Genomic DNA, 13,745 nt, shown 5'->3' with positions numbered 1-13,745 from the left:
TTCAGAGTGACTTGCCAACTCAAAACCTAGCTAGAACCCAGAACCAAAAAAAGGCAGCCGAGGCTGCCTTTGAATCACACAAGAAACGTCATACCTTATTTGGTAGCGTACTCAGCGGCATTTTTACCCGCCAGACGACCGAAGGTAATGATGTCAGAGATGGCGTTGCCACCTAGGCGGTTAGCTCCATGCACCCCACCAGTCACTTCACCGGCACCGTACAGACCTGGAATGGTTTGACCTTGCTGGTTCAGAATTTCAGATTGGTTGTCAATCTTCACACCACCCATGGTGTGGTGTACACCTGGGTTAACTTCGATGGCGTAGTAGTTGCCTTCGTTCAGAGCACGTGGCAGCTGTGGACGTTCGAAGTCGCTGTCTTTACCGGCAGCTACCATATCGTTGTAGTGAGCGATGGTGGCTTTCAGGTTGTTACCGTCGATGCCCATTACCTTGCCCAGTTCAACCGCAGAAGCGTTGCTAGGAACTACGCCCAGACCGATGTACTTCTCAATTTTCTTCAGAGACTTACGTACTGAATCATCGAATACCAAGAAGGCAGTACCGCCAGTTTGTTTCAGAATCGCTGCAGCGGCTTTGTCACGAGTGGTGATTTCGTTTACGAAACGCTTACCTTCGCGGTTAACCAGAATCGCACCGTTACCACGAACCGCTTCGGTTACCATCACGCCGCCTTTGGTAGACAGAGTTGGGTGGGCTTGGATGTACTTAAGATCTTGCATGGCTGCGCCAGCGTTCTCAGCCACGTCCAGACCGTCACCGGTTGCACCAGGGTGGTTGGTTGCGCGGAAGCCTTTCAATTTAGGATCCAGCTTAGCAACACGCTCGTTGTTCTTACCGAAACCACCGGTGGCCAGAACCACGGCGTCAGCTTTCACCCAGTAGTAGCCAGTGTACTGACCTTTAACCAGCATGCCGGTTACTTTACCGCTGTCGTCTTTCAGCACTTCAACACCACGGGTGTTCATGCGCATGTCTATGTTGCGCTTCTTGGCGTTATCGTACAGAACCTGTACTACGTGAGCACCCACACCAGCACCACCAGTAGGACGGTGAGTACGGTTAACGGATGCGCCGCCCATACGGCCAACGTCGCTCAGATCCGCGCCCATGCCGGTCATCCAATCAACGGAACCCGCAGAGTCTTCAACCAGAACTTTAACCAGGGCAGGATCGTTGATGTTGCGACCGCCTTTCATGGTGTCTTCGGTCATCAGCTCTAGGCTATCTTTGATGCCCTTAGCGGCTTGTTGCTTGGTCATGGCGGCGTTCATACCACCAGCAGCCAGCTTAGCGTTACCACCGATAACCGGCTCTTTCTCGATCAGCATCACTTTGGCGCCGTTATCGAATGCAGATACCGCCGCAGCGAAACCAGCACCGCCGGAACCCACTACCAGTACATCAACGGTAGCGCGAGGATCGGCAGCCAACGCCGCTTTACGCTCTTCTTTATCTTTAGCCAGTTCTGCAATGCTTGGCTCATGGCGTTCCCACTTGCCTTGGAAAGGCATGTCGAAATCGAAGCTGTGGCAAGAATCACAGTAGTTCAAAGACTCTTTGTGGCCAGAGTGGCAAGCGGTACAAGCAAGATCACCTGGGAAGTGGGAGTCGTGAGCGTTGTAGTGCTCGTGAACGGTAGACTCTGCAACTTCGCTCATGTCGCCGTGGCAGCTAACACACTGAGCATTTTCGTGGCTCAGGTTGTCATCAGACAGAGTCATCTCTGCGGTGTGGCAGCTATCACACTCCATATTTTCAGCGTGAAAATCAGCCAAGTTATCTGCAGCGAATACAGGTAAAGATAATATTCCAGCAACAACTAATGCTGTTGATGAAATCATCATTTTACGATTTTTCATTCTACTCTCCAGTGCAGTTAATGCACATTAAGCTTCAGGTGTTAATACAAACATCGAGATGGATAATATTTATTATCTTGCCAACTCAATTAAGAGATGCCTGCAGTATGAGCACCGTTCTCGCCACCAGCAACAGCCAAGACTCGCTTCTTATAACCCTGTCACAATAGGTTTTTTGGCCTATTCCAGATTGCATAACCACAATCGCGTCTATGCAAAAATGCATAGCGCTACACAATCCGGCGCAAAGATCGGGGGGTAATTTTGAGTCAACGCAAAAAGATAAAATGGAATTTAATTAAATATTTTCAAACAGAACAGAGATCACGAAAATATTGTTATCCATTAATTAATCTTTCGCCCAAATTCGGGAAAACAAATAAATAAAGGTTTATTTATGAAAAAGCATGTTGTTGCTTCATCCATCTTATTAGCTCTGCTGTCTGGCACCGCCATGGCGAACGATGCGGTAAACTTCTACGGCGCAATGCGCATGTCCGTGACCGACGCCGATACCGGCTTTGCATCTAACCCAGGCGGCGGCGAAGGCACCACCTTGGAAAACGACATGACCATGGTGGGCATCAAGGGTGCGGTTGAGCTAAACAGCGCTCTGAACCTGATCTACCAAGCGGAAGTACTGGTTCAAGCCGAAGACGACAGCAACGGCTCTGAGCCTTTCAAAAGCCGTGACACCTGGCTGGGTCTGCAAGGCCAGTTCGGTTCCATTAAGTTTGGCCGCATCGGTCAAGCGTTCTGGAAAGCGGAAGGTGGCGTTGACCAGTTCAACCTGACCAACACCGATATCGGTCGCATCTTCTCCGGTAACAGCCGTTACGGTGACTCCATCATGTACCAAAGCCCAACCATCGGTGGCGCCACCTTCATGGCGAGCTACCAGTTGGAAGACGATGCCAAAGCCAAAGACTACGACAAAGATTGGGACAAGCAGGGTGACCTGTACTCCGCAGCCATTCTGTTCGGTGACAAAAAGCTGAAGAAGAGCAACTACTTCTTGGCAGCAGGTTACAACGCAGGCATGGGCGGTGACGAAGCGTTCCGTATTACCGGTCAAACCAAGCTGGGCGATCTGAAAATCGGTGCCATCTTCCAGGACACTCAAGATCTGCAATACGACAACCTAGACGGTAACGGTTTCACTGTTGATCTGGCCTACCCAATCACCAAAAACATCAGCTTGAAAGCTCGTTACGCTCAAGATGATTCCGGTAACGGTAAATACGCCGGTAACGTCATCAAGAGCGTAAGCGCTGCCAAAGGTGACATCACCAAGGCTGAAGTGACCAACTACGCCATCGGTGCTGACTACAAACTGAGCAAGTCAGCGAAGATGTTCGCCCACTACAGCCGTTTCGACGCCGAAGTTGCGACCACTGAAACCCTGTATGACGACGGCGACAACATCTTCACCGTCGGCATGCACTACAAGTTCTAAGAACAACACTTATCTCAACCCACACGTAAAGGAGCCTCACGGCTCCTTTTTTTGCATTGTAAATGTCTGTTTTAGCCCGCCCTCACCGCCTTGAGTGAGAAATTTGATCGCCATAGACATTCCCAAATAAAGGCGAGTTAAATTCGCGACCCACCGCCCACTATTGTTACCCCCAAATCGGTAGAATTTGCTTCATGAAATATCTATCCCTATTACTGTTGGTTTTCCCCTTGATTAGTGCAGCTAAAGAGACCTTAATCTTTGGCGTGCACTCCAATACCGCACCATTAGAGTGGCGGGACAAAGGGGTCGATCAAGGCTTCAACGTTGAGCTGCTTAATGAAATTGGCAAGCTCACCGACATGGAGATTCGGGTTCGTCGTAAGAGCTTTCAAACCTTGGTGCATGAGATAGGCCGAGCGGATCGTGGCATCGATGTGATTGCCGTGGTCTCCCCCGTAGGCATCAACCGTGACGCCCAACAATCCGATCCCATTTACGCCACCCATGCCAAAGCCTACACCCTGAAAGGGCATGGCTTTATCGACAACTGGCATGATCTGGAAGGCAAACGCGTTGCCATCAAAGTGGGCTCCTTTGTGGACGTCTACTTACAAGGTCACCCTCAAAAATTCATCCGCAAGAACGTAGACCTCTACGAAACCGGCTTTCAACAACTGGCCAGAGATGAGGTTGATGTGGTGCTGGCAGAGAACTTTGTCGCCCGTCGTCTGCAACCCCACTACCCCTATGTACGCAGCGCCAGTGACCCGCTCATTTTTGGTACGTTTAACTTCGTCAGCCACAAAACCGACGTCCAGCTGATGGACCGCATAAACTCAGCGCTACGGCAGATGAAGCTCTCTGGCAGTTACGACCTCCTCGTCAACAAATGGTTTGGCACCGGTCGTGAAAAAGTTGACCTGCTGTCCACCCAGCGCACGGTGATGTGGTGGGCGATCGTGGTCGCAATGATGTCGATTCTAGGGATGTTTTACACCTGGAACGTCAGCCAACGCTTGCATCGACGCACCGTTGAGCTGGACACCGAGCTAGAACAGCGCCGCAGAACCGAGCAATGGTTATCGCAAGTATCGGATCAATTTCAGTCGGTACTCGATGGCCTGCCCCATGGGGTGTATCTGTTTGACGGTAACCTCAACCGTCTGTGGAGTAACGGTAAGTATTTAGAGCTGTTTGATTCCAACGAACTGCTCAACGCCCAGAAACGCCAAATCGACCTGCACAAACTGGTGGAGCGTCACCAGCGCAAAGAGCAATCCGGCGTCTATGAACTGCACATTCAGCAGCGCTATTATCAGATGCAAGTAAACCCCATCAGCCAGGGCCATGCGGTAGTCACCCTGGAAGACATTACCGAGCAACATCAACTGCGTCAGGCGAACGAGCAAGCCAGCCGCCTCGCCTCCCTTGGTGAGCTTTCCGCAGGGGTCGCCCATGAAATAAACAACCCCACCGGGCTTATCATCCACGCCAGTGCCCTATTTGAGCAGGCGATCATCGATTTGACTCCGGCGATCGCGCTCTATAGTAAGCACGACCCTTTCTGGCAAATAGCAGGGCTGTCTCCAGAGCGGGCTCAAGATGAGATGAGTCACGCCAGCGAAGTGATTGACGATGCCGCCGGTCGCATTGGCCGCATTGTCAAAGACCTCAAACAGTACGCTCAGGAGGAGCCCTGTCAAAACAATCAGGCGATCAACCTCAATGAGGTGGTGCAAGTGGCGTTGCGCCTAACCACCAATCAGCATAAACGCTTCGAGGTAAACCTTGATCTGTTACCTGAGCTGGCAAACATCGAGGGCGATCCCGGACAACTGCATCAGGTTTTGGTCAACCTAATTCAAAACGCCTGTCACGCCATGGAATCGGTTCAAGGACAACTGCGCATTCGCACCGAGCAGGACGCCAATCAGGTATCCCTAATGGTTTCCGACAACGGCTGTGGCATGGACTCGGCGACCCTGGATCGGGTCAAAGAGCCGTTCTTTACCACCCGCCGCCGTCAGGGAGGAACCGGTCTGGGACTGTCGGTCTGCAACCGCATCATCAATCAACACAGAGGCAGCTGGCAGCTGCAATCTGTTCCCAATATTGGCACCCAGGTCACCCTTAGATTTCCGAAGGTAACGCATTCATGAAACTGGCAAGAAACATCCTACTGGTCGATGACGAAGCCCAATGGCTCCGCACCCTTGGAGTCACGCTGAATCGCTTGGTTCCAGAGGCGAAGGTAGACAGCTGCTTGGACAGCAGGCAGGTGCTGCAGCGCATGTCAGGCACCGACTATGCGCTGGTGCTGCTGGATCTGACCATGCCGTTTCACTCCGGCGAAGAGATATTGGCGCAAATCCGCCAGCACCACCCCAATACCCGAGTGATCATCGTCACCGGCGTCAATGAGGTGGAAACCGCTGTACGCTGCATCAAACAAGGTGCCTACGACTACTTTATTAAGACCGGGGCGGTTGAAGAGCTCAGCATCAGCGTTCGCCGTGCCTTAGAGGTGGTGGGGTTAGAGCGCAGCCTAGAGCGGGTGAAACAGCGATTTCTCTCCAAAGATCTGGATCAGCCAGACGCTTTCGGCCACATTCTAACCTGTGAGCCAGCGATGCTGGACAGGCTGCGCTATCTGGAAGCGCTCACCGACAGCCCCGCTCCCGTCTTGATCCAAGGGGAAAGTGGTACGGGTAAAGATGCCTTCGCGAAAGCCCTGCATCAACTGTGTCATCCCAATGCGCCGATGATCACCGCTCAGCTCACCACACTGACCGAGCAAGCGTTTGACGCCACCCTATTTGGTGAGGTGGCCCAAGGCGACAAACCCGCCTGCGTCGGCTTGGTCCATCAAGCCCATGGAGGCACCCTCTATCTGGACGAAATTGGCGAGCTGCCACTGGCGATGCAATCTAAACTGCTGCACCTTCTGGATCACGGCCACTATTTTCCCGTGGGCAGCGACCGCCCTATCCACGCCCACTGCCGCATTGTAGCGTCCAGTCAGCACGATCTGGTGGCGCTGGCCAAAGAGGGGCGATTCCGCAACGACCTGTTATTTAGGCTGAAAACCCATCGCATCCATCTGCCTCCACTCAGGGAGCGACAGCTCGACTTGCCGCTGCTACTCAATCACTTTATCGCCAGAGCCGCAGAGCAGTTGGAGTGCTCCGCGCCCCAGTTACCCCACAGCTTGGTCAATGCGCTAAAGGACTACCCTTTCCCAGGCAACCTGATTGAGCTTAAAGGGATGGTGCTCGATGCGGTAAGCCGCAGCAGTGACGCCCAACTGAACACCGCCCCCTTCCTAGAAGCGGTAAAAGACATGGTGGTTACACCAACCCCAAGTCAAACCCTGCAATTCCCTGCAGAGTTACCCACCCTAGCACAAGCGAGTAAGGCCCTCGTGGATGAGGCCATGAGCCGAACCGCCAACAACCAAACCGCCGCCGCGGCGCTGCTGGGGATCAGCCAAAGCGCTCTAAGTCGACGCTTAGCCAAGCAGTAAAGAAGCCCAATATAAAAAGCCCCCTTGGCAATGCCAAGGGGGCTTTTTTAAACTTGAGCGGTGACTGAATCAGTTTGATATTAAACCGTCATCTCGCCCCAAAGATCGTCTTTCATGTGCATACTCGCCATGGATTCAGCGCGAGAGATCATCAACTTGGCGAAATCTGTTTGGGTTTTATCTGGGTTATTAAGCAGGATCCCTTCCGCTTTAAGCTGCCATGTCAACGAAAATTGACGCAGCGCCTCACGGGCATCTTTGATCTGGCTGGCCTCCACCATATCACTAGGCAGATCGCCGGTGATCACCCAGTACTGGCGCTTACGCGGGGTATTTTCCTGAATCAACCACAGAGTCAAAAAAGGAGGAAGAATGCGGCTCTCTTTATCCAATACCTTTCCTGGTACTACGCCTTTCTCAGCTAAGAATTTATTCGCCTTCTGAAATTGTTCGCGAACCCACTGCTGCTCCGCCTGCTGTCGTTCTTTAGTCATTCTTACTTCCTTGATTGTTCGTTTTTATTATCACAAAACCCCAGTGGAAAGTGATCTATGTCAACTTTGGTTGCCATTCAGGGGCCTCCCTGAGGCTGGTACGACTTGGCGCACCTAATCGTCACTGGTATGGTTGCGTCCATAATCACATATAAAAAGGCCGGAAATAAAGGCCTAACCGCACAGGGAGCAAGCAAGTGGCTATTTTTGAACACCTGTCTTTTGACGAACATGAGCACGTTATGTTCTGTCACGATAAAGAATCCGGACTCAAAGCGATCATCGCCGTGCATGATACGACTCTTGGTCCAGCTGTTGGCGGCTGCCGCATGTGGCCCTACGACAGCGAAGCAGACGCCGTTAACGACGTACTGCGTCTATCTCGCGGTATGACCTACAAAAATGCCCTCGCCGGCCTAGAGTTCGGTGGTGGTAAATCGGTCATCATTGGCGACCCAAAATCAGACAAATCCGAAGCGCTGTTCCACGCCTTCGGTCGCGCTGTTGACTCATTAGGTGGCCGTTACTACTCCGCTGAAGATGTGGGCATCAACACCTCTGACATCATGACCGCCCACGAAGTAACCCCTTACATGTGTGGTCTTGAAGGTCAAAGTGGTGATCCATCGCCATTTACCGCCCTAGGTACTTTCCTTGGCATTAAGGCTGCGGTGAAGCACCAGCGCGATCTGGACTCACTGGAAGGCATTACCGTTGCGGTGCAAGGGTTAGGTCACGTGGGCTTTGATACCTGTCGTTATCTGCACGAAGCGGGCGCGAAACTGATCGTATGCGATCTCAGTGCCGAGCAGCTTGACCGCGCCGCCACCGAATTTGGTGCCACCGTGGTCGGCCTAGATGAGATCTACAGCCAAGCGGTTGACGTGTACTGCCCATGCGCTCTGGGTGCGACCATCAATGACAACACCATTCCTCAGCTGAAAGCCACCATTGTTGCCGGTTGCGCGAACAACCAGTTGGCAGAAGCTCGTCACGGTGAGATCCTGAAGCAGAAAGGCATTCTGTACGCTCCAGATTACGTCATCAATGCTGGTGGCATCATCAATGTGTCCTTCGAAAAAGACTACGATGCAGCCAAATCGGAAGCCAAAGTGCGTAAGATCTACGACACCCTACTGACCATCTTCCGTAAAGCAGAACAAGAAGATCGCACCACCGGCGAAGTGGCGGATGAGATGGCTCGCGAGATCATCATCAAAGCGCGTCAGGCGAAAGCCTAATTCGCCCCGCACTGCGGCGTTAACCCGCATTTCTAAGGCCGCCACTGGTTTGCTAGGGCGGCCTTTGTTATGCTTGGCCCCCAAATTCGCAATAGACCCATCACCATGCCCCAACTTGCTCGTCCCAGCCAAGAAGATCTGAAGCGCTGGCTAGAAACCTTGGACATCGATTTTTACCTGTGCGGTGCGTGCGACGGCTACCACCTCGCTCACCTGCAACAGTGCCAAGGTGTATTTGACAGTAAATTGGAATTGATGGAACCTCAGGGCCTGCTGGCCTTTAGTACCTCAGTTGAGTTGCGCCCCACCGCATTGCTAACACTGCATTCGCAGATGAATGAGCTAAGCCAGCAGTTTACCGAACTCAAGCTCTACATCGACGTGGTCGATGACACCCTGCCAAAGCTTATCATCAGCTGCCACTGCTTAATCGGTGCCGGGCTTACCGAAGCCCAGTTCACCGAATTTTTGGGCCATCACCAGGGGCAAACCTTAGCCCTGCTCAAATGGATCGAAGAGAAGCAGTATGCGATGACCGATGAGATTCAATCTGAGATAAGTGACGACGCTGAAGAGGGATCGGAACTGATTTTCGAGATGGCAGACCAACACCTGCTGCACTAACTGCTATACCCCTCAAAAAACAATGCTCTCCAACACCAACGTGATGGAGAGCAATTGGCAATGACGGCATTCGATGTGGCTTAAACAGCCGGCCAATTAGCCCGCTAGCATGGCGGCAATGGCACCGCTGCGATCAAATACCTTGTGCTCCACGGACTGACCCTGAGAGGTTACCGAGAACTGCAGATCCTTAGTGTAAGGTTCAAAGCCCTTGTGGTTATCCAACTCGATGCTGTAGTGAATGCCATCTTTCGCATCAAACACCACGTAGATTGGCTTGGAATAGTAGTGGTCATCACCCTGAGGATGGTTGATGTAGGGGTTATGGTAGCTTACGGTCACCACCTGACGGCCTTCAGTTAGCTCAACGGTGTTGCCCTGTTGAGTAACCACGTTGCCATTAACGTTGTGTACGGTAAATCCCTTTGGAAGCTCCAAGGTTTGAGCCGAAGCCATCGAGCTCAAGCCCAGCAGTGCAAGTGCAGAAACGATCTTATACATTGGCTCTTCTCCTTAATAACCTAGTGTTTTAATCATCTATTTCATTATTAAGTTTTAACACCATTTGTGACCAAGATCACACTGAGTATTTTTAACATAAGCGAAAGATAGGGTGAAGCAACAACCCAGCCAACGATCCTCTCAGTTTGCGGTGTTTGAAACCGATCAAAGTCACTAAAACCGCAATAGAAAAACAGAGTTCAGACCTCTCCCTACTCAAAGAAAAATCCACTATTAGAACGCGCTCTGGCTCGCTTCCTAATGACACTCACTGCGGCGGTAGAGCAAATCCTAGAATTTACCAACAAAATTTCAGCGACTTACACCAGTAATGGCAGATCTCGCACACATCAGCGAGAGCTTGTTTTGCATACCTCTTCATCCAGATCATTACCATGGTGCTACGGCAATGGAGTTTGCCAACATGGAACGTAAAACCGATCGACGGAGTGAATCCTGTGAGCACAGAGATAGATCATCCGGTCATCAACAACGCCGAGTATCTCAAGCGCCTTAGGCTCAGAGCAAAAATCACTCCGGCAGAGATGGCCGAAATCGTGGGCGTCAGTAAGCGCCAAATCTACTACATCGAAGATGGCACCGCCTCACTGACCATTGAAGCGGCTCAGAAGTGGCTCGACGCCACCGAACCCAACCTAAAGAGCTTCCTAAGTATCTTGTTTCCCCAGTTTCTGGGTGAATTGAGTGCGTGGAAACGATAAATACTAGGGATAAAAAACATGGACGTTAACAACAGCCTAATAAACCTAAATCAGGGCAGCGCTACTGCTACAGTGACCAGCAGTAACACCACCGCAAAAGCGGAATCCACCGCTGAGGTCAAGCCCAGCAGCTCCAGCGATACCGTAACCCTGAACAGCACCGAAAGCGCGGTATCTAGCGGTAAGAAAACTGGTGTTAGCGCCTATGGGTCGACAGTCGAAGCTCAAAATGTTTTTGATGCAGGGGTAAGATTGCCCCCAAGAAAGTAAAAATGCTCTACCAAGTCAGCCAATATCGCACTGCACTTACGATTGTCCCTATATTTCTTGTAATGGGCGCCCTTGCAGTGGTGCCAGCAGCCCGAGAGCTATTCTCCGGCTCACATGCCTACGTGGATCTGTGCCTGTGGGCAGCGGTATTGGTATTTGCTCCACGCCACAGCAACATCTATGGCTTTCTGGCCGTGTGGGCTTTTTGGCGAATTGCTAGCTTTTTCATTGTACCCATCGCTTTTGAATTTAAACTCGTCAATTACCTTCTTTGCGTATCCCTGTGCGACATTGCCTGGCTTAAAACCATTCAGTATCGGTTAACCATCACCCACAAACTGGCCTCCGTCTGCCCTGATAAGCTGTTCATCAAACCCTATCTGAATAAGGCGGTAGCCGAGTATCGACTGCTGCCTCAGGAGTGGCTTCTAATCTGGCTATCTAAGGCCAGTGTTATCTACAATCTATTTGTGATCTTCGAAACGTGGCTTGAATACTACGGTGTAATAACCGTTTATCCGCTCTACGATATGTTCCCTCTAGTAAAGCACACAATCTTCTTTTTAGGTGCCATCGCCACTTGGTCGTTCGTTGCCGATCCTGAGCACGTTAAGCAGGTGCTGAAGGTCTAACTCAGCTAGGCCAGCGCAACACACCAGCAACAAATTGAACCCCATTTACTTGCCAATCCCCCTTGATTTGTGAGCCTCGTCACCATCGCCTTCTGTGGCTTTTCGCAGTAAACAGACAATTTGAACCAAAAAGACAAACTGTCCTAAATCGCAGTCATTTTTTCTCTGTTAAGTGCGAATGGGGTATTTTGACCGTGATCACCTCCTTAAATCCCAACTTTATCGCCAATATTACAACCAAAGCTTTGATAGCCTTGCTGTCCTAATCATAAGACTGCCTATGGCAGCTCAACAACAAAACCTTAGTTTAGGAGAGCATCGTGAACGCTTTGCGTCTAACCCCAGTAGCCCTAATGGTTGCTGCCACTCTATCGGCTCCATCTGCTCAAGCGGATGACAAAGAGGTCTTTTCCCTAGGTGAGATTGTGGTGGCGGAAACCACCGGTGTCCGTGACATCGCCATCCACAACGTGCTCACAGAAGAAACCATCGAGATGATCGGCGCCAGAACCGCCGCCGATGCCTTAGAGTACATTCCCGGCGTTCACATCACCCAATCCAACAAGGGCGAAAAGTTCCTGACAATGCAGGGCTTCGAGCAGGATAAAATCCTGATTCTTCTGGACGGCGTTCCTTACTACGAAACCAACTATGGCCAGCTGGACCTGAACCAGATCCCAGCCAACATCATCGCCAAAGTCGAAGTATCAAAAGGTGCCTCATCGGTCCTTTACGGCCCCAACGGCATGGGCGGTGTGATCAACATCATCACCCATAAGGGTCAGCAGGGAATCTCCGGAAAACTGGATGCCAATTTCGGCGAATACGGTCAGAACCATCAATCCGCGTCTCTGAGCTACGGCCAAGGTGGATTCACCCTGTTTGGCACCGTTGAACACACCGGCCGCGATGCGTTTAGCCTGTCTGACGATTACAAACCGGTGGAGTCTTACGTCAAGGACCGCTGGGGCGATTTGCCGAAGTTCATGGAAGTGGAAGATGGTGGCAAGCGCGTAAACTCCGATCTGGAAAGCATCAACGCGCGCCTGCGTGCCGGTTACAGCAACGACACCACCGAGGTGTACGCCAGCGTGTACCACTTCGATACCGAGCGGGGCCTGCCATTCCACGACAGCTACAACAAGGTCTTCGATACCTACTCTACCTTCTCTGATATCTCAGAGTACAAAGACCAAGGTATCGACCTGAACGCCAGCCATAAGCTGAATGACCGAGTGACCCTGCGGGCACTGGCCTACTACCACACCCACACGGACACCCTGAGTTTCTATGAAACCCCAGAGCAAGCCGTAAAAATGGGCGACAGCTCCTACGACGACTACACTTTTGGTGGCGCGCTGTTTGGTGACATTAGCATCAATGACTGGAACGATCTGAGCGTATCCGCCAACTACAAGTCTGACGTGCACAAGAAGTGGGTCGATCACGCACTGGACTCCTCTCTGTCTTCGCCGACCGAGCGCTCTGAGCTGGAAACCTACAGTCTGGCCATGGAAGACACCATGCGCTTTGGCAGACTGACAGTCGTCGCTGGCCTAGCCTGGCACCAGCAAACCGTTATCGACTTCCAGGGCCAATCCGCAGGAGATACCCTAGGCAATGGCAATGCCGATGAGTCCGACACCCTAGATCCAATGCTTGGCGCAAGCTACGCCCTCAACAACGGCAGCCGCGTATTTGCCTCGGTTGCGAAAAAGACCCGCTTTGCCACCTTCCAAGACATGAAAGCCGACGATGGCAAGCTGTACAAACTGGATCCAGAACGCAGCCTAAGTTACGCCGCCGGTTGGGAAGCCGATCTGGGTAAGGGCTGGCTTAATCAGCTGAACATCAGCGGTTTCTACCATGACGTTGATGACCGTATCGGTGAGCTATGCATCGACCGCGACCCAGATGATGGCTACTGCTACATCGCCACTCCGGTGAACATCGGCACCGCAGAATACTACGGCAGCGAGATCTCACTCTCGGGCGATCTAACCGATGCCCTTCGTTACAGCCTAGATCACACCTATACCCACGCTCGTGATAAGTCTGATGACGCGGAAACCGAGTACCTGCGCGATCTGCCACGTAACGAGTTCACCGCCATTCTGATCTGGGACGAAGCCGTAACCGGCATCAGTGCCAACCTACGCATGAACTACAAAGATAAGTTCATGGTGTACTGGGACGGTGAGGACACCTTATGGGAAAAAGATGTATTCACCATGGACATCGGCGCCCGTAAAGATTTCTACAACCAGCAACTTACCGCGTACTTCAACGTGAACAATCTGCTGGATGAAAACTTCTACGAAGGTGATGGCCAAGCTAACGAAGGCCGTAACTTCGAAGTGGGCCTGACCTATCGCTTCTAATATTGCCAATTGAGC

The 13,745-nt window shown here is 51.7% G+C and carries 12 protein-coding genes; 9 read left to right on the top strand and 3 right to left on the bottom strand.

The window, feature by feature from the left end; genetic code table 11:
• Positions 1–95: 95 nt before the first annotated feature.
• A complete protein-coding gene (locus tag FCL42_RS02845; protein WP_136861850.1) occupies positions 96–1,883 on the bottom strand; it encodes a flavocytochrome c in 1,788 nt (595 codons plus the stop codon).
• Positions 1,884–2,280: 397 nt separating this feature from the next.
• On the opposite strand from FCL42_RS02845, the gene FCL42_RS02840 reads away from it, so the two are divergent.
• From FCL42_RS02840 to FCL42_RS02830, 3 genes are all read left to right on the top strand, one after another.
• Positions 2,281–3,339, top strand: a complete 1,059-nt coding sequence (locus FCL42_RS02840) for a porin (protein ID WP_136861849.1) — start codon at positions 2,281–2,283, stop codon at positions 3,337–3,339.
• A gap of 194 nt (positions 3,340–3,533) precedes the next feature.
• A complete protein-coding gene (locus FCL42_RS02835; protein WP_136861848.1) occupies positions 3,534–5,501 on the top strand; it encodes an ATP-binding protein in 1,968 nt (655 codons plus the stop codon).
• On the top strand, positions 5,498–6,865 hold the full coding sequence (locus tag FCL42_RS02830; protein WP_136861847.1) for a sigma-54-dependent transcriptional regulator: 1,368 nt from the start codon (positions 5,498–5,500) through the stop codon (positions 6,863–6,865). Before FCL42_RS02835 ends, FCL42_RS02830 begins: the two co-directional genes overlap by 4 nt.
• 80 nt (positions 6,866–6,945) lie before the next feature.
• On the opposite strand, the gene FCL42_RS02825 is transcribed toward FCL42_RS02830, so the two are convergent.
• On the bottom strand, positions 6,946–7,359 hold the full coding sequence (locus FCL42_RS02825; RefSeq protein ID WP_136861846.1) for a DUF4826 family protein: 414 nt from the start codon (positions 7,357–7,359) through the stop codon (positions 6,946–6,948).
• 197 nt (positions 7,360–7,556) lie between these two features.
• On the opposite strand from FCL42_RS02825, the gene FCL42_RS02820 reads away from it, so the two are divergent.
• Both FCL42_RS02820 and FCL42_RS02815 read left to right on the top strand, forming a co-directional pair.
• Entirely contained in the window at positions 7,557–8,600 is a 1,044-nt protein-coding gene (locus FCL42_RS02820; RefSeq protein ID WP_136861845.1) for a Glu/Leu/Phe/Val dehydrogenase dimerization domain-containing protein, read from the top strand.
• A 105-nt stretch (positions 8,601–8,705) separates the two neighbouring features.
• On the top strand, positions 8,706–9,224 hold the full coding sequence (locus tag FCL42_RS02815; protein ID WP_136861844.1) for a YbjN domain-containing protein: 519 nt from the start codon (positions 8,706–8,708) through the stop codon (positions 9,222–9,224).
• A 96-nt stretch (positions 9,225–9,320) separates the two neighbouring features.
• Here FCL42_RS02815 and FCL42_RS02810 read toward each other — a convergent pair whose 3' ends face one another.
• On the bottom strand, positions 9,321–9,725 hold the full coding sequence (locus FCL42_RS02810) for a DUF2057 family protein (RefSeq protein ID WP_136861843.1): 405 nt from the start codon (positions 9,723–9,725) through the stop codon (positions 9,321–9,323).
• Positions 9,726–10,183: 458 nt separating this feature from the next.
• On the opposite strand from FCL42_RS02810, the gene FCL42_RS02805 reads away from it, so the two are divergent.
• From FCL42_RS02805 to FCL42_RS02790, 4 genes are all read left to right on the top strand, one after another.
• On the top strand, positions 10,184–10,447 hold the full coding sequence (locus tag FCL42_RS02805) for a helix-turn-helix domain-containing protein (protein ID WP_169308263.1): 264 nt from the start codon (positions 10,184–10,186) through the stop codon (positions 10,445–10,447).
• A gap of 18 nt (positions 10,448–10,465) precedes the next feature.
• Positions 10,466–10,717, top strand: coding sequence for a hypothetical protein (locus tag FCL42_RS02800; protein ID WP_136861841.1), 252 nt, complete (start codon positions 10,466–10,468; stop codon positions 10,715–10,717).
• Between the two features lie 2 nt (positions 10,718–10,719).
• Entirely contained in the window at positions 10,720–11,349 is a 630-nt protein-coding gene (locus tag FCL42_RS02795) for a hypothetical protein (protein ID WP_136861840.1), read from the top strand.
• A 320-nt stretch (positions 11,350–11,669) separates the two neighbouring features.
• Positions 11,670–13,730: a TonB-dependent receptor plug domain-containing protein gene (locus FCL42_RS02790; protein ID WP_136861839.1), complete on the top strand. Its 2,061-nt coding sequence runs from the start codon at positions 11,670–11,672 to the stop codon at positions 13,728–13,730.
• The last annotated feature ends 15 nt before the right edge of the window (positions 13,731–13,745 follow it).

Origin of the sequence: Ferrimonas aestuarii, assembly GCF_005116665.1 — a bacterium.
GTDB lineage: Bacteria > Pseudomonadota > Gammaproteobacteria > Enterobacterales > Shewanellaceae > Ferrimonas > Ferrimonas aestuarii.
This window is presented reverse-complemented; position numbering and strand designations above follow the sequence as displayed.

Coding starts and splice junctions, on each gene's coding strand:
- FCL42_RS02835 (WP_136861848.1), top strand. CDS start 3,534: ATGAAATATCTATCCCTATTACTGTTGGTTTTCCCCTTGATTAGTGCA.
- FCL42_RS02815 (WP_136861844.1), top strand. CDS start 8,706: ATGCCCCAACTTGCTCGTCCCAGCCAAGAAGATCTGAAGCGCTGGCTA.
- FCL42_RS02830 (WP_136861847.1), top strand. CDS start 5,498: ATGAAACTGGCAAGAAACATCCTACTGGTCGATGACGAAGCCCAATGG.
- FCL42_RS02840 (WP_136861849.1), top strand. CDS start 2,281: ATGAAAAAGCATGTTGTTGCTTCATCCATCTTATTAGCTCTGCTGTCT.
- FCL42_RS02795 (WP_136861840.1), top strand. CDS start 10,720: ATGCTCTACCAAGTCAGCCAATATCGCACTGCACTTACGATTGTCCCT.
- FCL42_RS02810 (WP_136861843.1), bottom strand. CDS start 9,725: ATGTATAAGATCGTTTCTGCACTTGCACTGCTGGGCTTGAGCTCGATG.
- FCL42_RS02845 (WP_136861850.1), bottom strand. CDS start 1,883: ATGAAAAATCGTAAAATGATGATTTCATCAACAGCATTAGTTGTTGCT.
- FCL42_RS02825 (WP_136861846.1), bottom strand. CDS start 7,359: ATGACTAAAGAACGACAGCAGGCGGAGCAGCAGTGGGTTCGCGAACAA.
- FCL42_RS02800 (WP_136861841.1), top strand. CDS start 10,466: ATGGACGTTAACAACAGCCTAATAAACCTAAATCAGGGCAGCGCTACT.